The following is a 4,439-nucleotide window of genomic DNA, read 5'->3' on the forward strand; positions in this document are numbered from 1 at the left end:
TAAACAGCGCTTGGCAGATTACTCAAGCGCTGCAGTGTCGTTGGATTTGACTCTATTTTTTAGATGCGATTGCCCTGCTGCAGGGAATGATTCGCTCTTGTATTGATAGCTGCTTGCGCTTGTGAATCAGGCGCAAGCAGCTATTTTGTTAATAATTTCCGATGTGACGCGCCAGTGCGCCGGCCGTCAATGTGCCTTCGGCAGGCCAGCGGTCGGCGGCAAGGCCGTGCAGGTACACCGCCTCCGTGGCGGCATGCAGGGCATCGGCCCCCGTGGCCCTGCCGCCTGCCAGACCGGCGCCCACCATGCCCGCCAGCACATCGCCGGTGCCAGCGGTGGCAAGCCGGGCGTTGCCAGTGGGGTTGATGGCTGGGGCTTGCCCCGGTGCCGCGATCACCGTGCCGGACCCCTTGAGGACCACGATGCAGTGCAACTGCTGCGCCAGTTGCTGCGCTGCGCGCAGCCGGTCTGCCTGCACCTCAGCAGCAGACAGGCCCAGCAGGCGTGCCGCTTCGAGGGGGTGGGGCGTGAGCACTGTGGGCAGCCCGCGCACGCTGCGGTTGACCACCAGGGAGCGCAGCGCGGCATCAGCGGCCAGGGCGTTGAGCGCGTCGGCGTCCAGCACCAGCCGGGCGGCCTGTGCCAGCACGGTGGGCAGTACCGTGCGCACGGCCTCGCCGCCGCCGCAACCACATACCACCGTGAGCTCTTCCAGTGCCAATGCGTCAAAGCGGCGAAACATCAGTTCGGGCTGCACCCCATCCAGCGCCATCCGGCCATCGTCGAGCAGGGCCACCAGCACCCGGCCCGCGCCGGCATGCAATGCGGCCGATGCTGCCAGCAGCGCCGCGCCCGTCATGCCCAGGCCGCGCGCCGCCAGGCCCTCGCCGCCCACCACGGCCACATCGCCGTAGCTGCCCTTGTGGCTGGCGTGGCTGCGCGGCGCGGGCAGGACGGGGCCGGCCAACCATGCGCTGGGGGCCTCTTGGGCTGCGGGCAGCCCCAGATCATCCAGCCACACCTTGCCGGCAGCATCTCGCCCCGAGGCCGTGAACAGACCGGGCTTGAGCGTCAGCAGGCTGAGCGTGTGGCGTGCCTGTCGGTGCGAACGGGTGTCTGACGCCGGGGCACTGAAACCCGCAGCAAACTGGCCGGTGTCGGCATCGAGGCCCGAGGGCAGATCGACGGCGAGCACGGGCGCCGGGCTGTAGTGCAGGGCGGTCAGCGTGGCCAGCATCCTGCTGTTGGGCTCGCGCGGGGCAGCGGAGGGGATCGATGTGACGCCAATCCCCAGCAGGGCATCGATGCACAGGTCCGAAGCCGTCATGTCGGTGGGTGCTTCGTCGGCCCATGCAACGCCTGCCGCCTGCGCACGCTGCCACGACTGGCGGGCATCGGCGGGCGCGTGTTCCGGGCTGCCCAGCCAGGTCACCACCACCCGCCGCCCATCGCGCTGCAAATGCATGGCCGCTTCCAGCCCGTCGCCGCCGTTGTTGCCGGGGCCGCAGGCAATCCACACCGTGCGGGTATGGGGTGCCAGCGCGCGTGCCAGCCGTGCCACGGCCAGGCCGGCGCGCTGCATGAGGGCGTGGGGCGGCAAGGCTGCGGCGGCCTGCCGTTCCATGCGCCGGGTGGCTGCGGTGTTGAACAGGGGGTGCGGTTGCAGGGGTGTGACGGGGTGCATGGCTGCGTTTCTCCGGGGTGGATTCGATCGGCGCAAAGCGTGTCAAACCATTATTGCGTCAGGCCCCAAAGCCCGGCGCAAAGGCCTCGCGCAGCCATTCCACGAAAACCGACACCGCGCGCGGCACATGGGCCGAATAGGGGCGGATGGCATGGATCGTCTCGCTGAAGGTGCCCACGGGGCGCCAATCCGGCAACACCTCGACGAGCTTGCCCGCCTGCAGCGCGGCCTGGGCGCTGAAGTCGGGCACCAGCGCGATGCCCAGCCCTGCCAGCGCGGCATCGCGCAAGGCCTCGCTGTTGCTGGCGGCCAGTGGGCCGGTCACGGGCACGGTCACGCGCGGCGAAGCGCCTGGTACCTGGGGCTCGAAGGTCCATGCCGGAGCTTCCTGGGTGCGGGGGTAGTGCAGGCAGTCGTACCGGTGCAGGTCGTCGGGCGCACGGGGCGTGCCAGCGCGGCGCAGATAGGCGCGGTTGGCCACCAGCACCGACCGCGTGGTGCACAGCAGCCAGGCCACGTGGGTGTCGGGGGCCACGGCGGTGTGGCGGATGGCCAGGTCCAGCCCTTCGAGGGTCAGCGAGCGCAGGTTGTCCGACAGGTCCAGCTCCAGCCGCACCTCGGGGTAGGCGCGCAGGAACGTGGGTAGCCGCGGCACCAGTTGCTGACGCGCCAGCGCCACCGGGGCGGTCACGCGCAGGCGGCCCTGGGGCACTCCGGCGCGGTCGCGCACGCCGGCAAAACTCTCGGCAATGCGTTCGAAGGCGCCGCGCGTGTCGTCCACCAGTTGCCGCCCCGCCTCGGTCAGGCCCACGCTGCGGGTGGTGCGCCGCACGAGCGGCACGCCCGCGGCGCGCTCCAGCTCGGCGATGTGCTGGCTCATGGCGGCCTTGCTCACGCCCAGCCGCGCTGCCGCGCCGGTGTAGCTGCCTTGTTCGGCCAATACCACCAGCCAGTGCAGGTGGGACCAGAGGGCTTCGGGCTTGGTGTGGTCTGTCGATTTCATGCCGCTATTGTTCACCAATGTGAACAATCATTTCACGACTGCGGTCTTGGCAGGGCAGGGGGCGGCTTCTAGACTGCAGGCCACGTTCCACTGTTTTTGAAAGAGGTTTGCATGACCACCGCCGCCCAGCCCATCCACATCGGCCATTACATCCAGGGCGCGCGCGTCGCCGGCGCCAGCACCCGCAGCCAGGACGTGACCAATCCCGCCACGGGTGCAGTGACCGGCCGCGTGGCGCTGGCCCACCGCGCGGACGTGGATGTGGCCGTGGCTGCCGCGCAGGCGGCCTTTCCGGCCTGGGCCGACACACCGCCCATCCGCCGTGCGCGCGTGCTGTTCAAGTTTCTGGAGCTGGTCAACCAGAACAAGGATGCGCTGGCCCGTGCCATCACGGCCGAGCATGGCAAGGTGTTCACCGACGCGCAGGGCGAGGTGGCGCGCGGCATCGACATCATCGAGTTTGCCTGCGGCATCCCGCAACTGCTCAAGGGCGATTTCACCGACCAGGTGAGCACGGGCATCGACAACTGGACGCTGCGCCAGCCCCTGGGGGTGGTGGCAGGCATCACGCCGTTCAACTTCCCGGTGATGGTGCCCATGTGGATGTTCCCGGTGGCCATTGCGGCGGGCAATACCTTCGTGCTCAAGCCCAGCCCGACCGATCCCACGGCCTCGCTGATGATGGCCGACCTGTTCCAGCAGGCGGGGCTGCCCGATGGCGTGTTCAACGTGGTGCAGGGCGACAAGGAGGCGGTGGACGCGCTGATCGAACACCCCGATGTCAAGGCAATCAGCTTCGTCGGCTCGACCCCCATCGCCAACTACATCTACGAAACCGGCGCCCGTCACGGCAAGCGCGTGCAGGCACTGGGTGGTGCCAAGAACCACATGGTCGTGATGCCCGACGCCGACATCGACCAGGCCGTGGACGCCCTCATCGGCGCGGGCTACGGATCGGCCGGCGAGCGTTGCATGGCCATCAGCGTGGCCGTGCTGGTGGGGGACGCCGCCGACAAGCTGATGCCCAAGCTCATCGAGCGCACCAAGGCGCTCAAGGTGCTCAACGGCACCAATCTGGCGGCCGAGATGGGGCCCATCGTCACCCGTGCCGCCCACGAGCGCATCTCGGGTTATATCGACCTGGGCGTGAAGGAAGGCGCGCAATTGCTGGTGGATGGCCGCGGTTTCGACGGCAAGCAGGCGGGCGCAGGCTGCGAAGGCGGCTTCTGGCTGGGCGGCACGCTGTTCGACCACGTCACGCCGGACATGCGCATCTACAAGGAAGAAATTTTCGGCCCCGTGCTGGCGGTGGTGCGCGCCAAGGATTTTGGCGAGGCAGTGCAGCTGGTCAACGACCATGAATTCGGCAATGGCGTGGCCTGCTTCACGCGCGACGGCAACGTGGCCCGCGAGTTCGGTCGCCGCATCCAGGCAGGCATGGTCGGTATCAACGTGCCCATCCCGGTGCCCATGGCCTGGCACGGCTTTGGCGGCTGGAAGCGCAGCCTGTTTGGCGACATGCACGCCTATGGCGAAGAAGGCGTGCGCTTCTACACCAAGCAAAAGAGCATCATGCAGCGCTGGCCCGAGAGTACGCCCAAGGGCGCCGAGTTTGTGATGCCGACGGCGAAGTAAGGCGGATACCTTGCTGCTGACAACAAAGGGGCCATCGGCCCAATGCCAGTCAGTTAAGCCCTGACTGGCATTTTTTTTGGTGGGTACTTGCTGCGTGTCGATCGCTTGACCTCGCGC

Annotated in this window: 3 protein-coding genes; 1 reads left to right on the forward strand and 2 read right to left on the reverse strand. The window is 68.1% G+C overall.

Annotated features, from left to right (window positions below; translation table 11 throughout):
• Positions 1-148: 148 nt before the first annotated feature.
• Both AC1RDS_RS20925 and AC1RDS_RS20930 read right to left on the reverse strand, forming a co-directional pair.
• On the reverse strand, positions 149-1,684 hold the full coding sequence (locus tag AC1RDS_RS20925) for an NAD(P)H-hydrate dehydratase (RefSeq protein WP_492227354.1): 1,536 nt from the start codon (positions 1,682-1,684) through the stop codon (positions 149-151).
• A gap of 58 nt (positions 1,685-1,742) precedes the next feature.
• A complete protein-coding gene (locus AC1RDS_RS20930) occupies positions 1,743-2,687 on the reverse strand; it encodes a LysR family transcriptional regulator (RefSeq protein ID WP_492227355.1) in 945 nt (314 codons plus the stop codon).
• A gap of 111 nt (positions 2,688-2,798) precedes the next feature.
• Here AC1RDS_RS20930 and AC1RDS_RS20935 point away from each other — a divergent pair, with 111 nt between their 5' ends.
• The gene (locus AC1RDS_RS20935) at positions 2,799-4,322 is read left to right on the forward strand and encodes a CoA-acylating methylmalonate-semialdehyde dehydrogenase (RefSeq protein ID WP_492227356.1); all 1,524 of its coding nucleotides are present in this window, start codon (positions 2,799-2,801) and stop codon (positions 4,320-4,322) included.
• The last annotated feature ends 117 nt before the right edge of the window (positions 4,323-4,439 follow it).

Source organism: Acidovorax sp. GW823-FHT02H02, from assembly GCF_058797075.1.

What these genes read in the sequence shown, in the direction of transcription:
- AC1RDS_RS20925 (WP_492227354.1), bottom strand. Translation starts at nt 1,684, where the DNA reads ATGCACCCCGTCACACCCCTGCAACCGCACCCCCTGTTCAACACCGCA.
- AC1RDS_RS20930 (WP_492227355.1), bottom strand. Translation starts at nt 2,687, where the DNA reads ATGAAATCGACAGACCACACCAAGCCCGAAGCCCTCTGGTCCCACCTG.
- AC1RDS_RS20935 (WP_492227356.1), top strand. Translation starts at nt 2,799, where the DNA reads ATGACCACCGCCGCCCAGCCCATCCACATCGGCCATTACATCCAGGGC.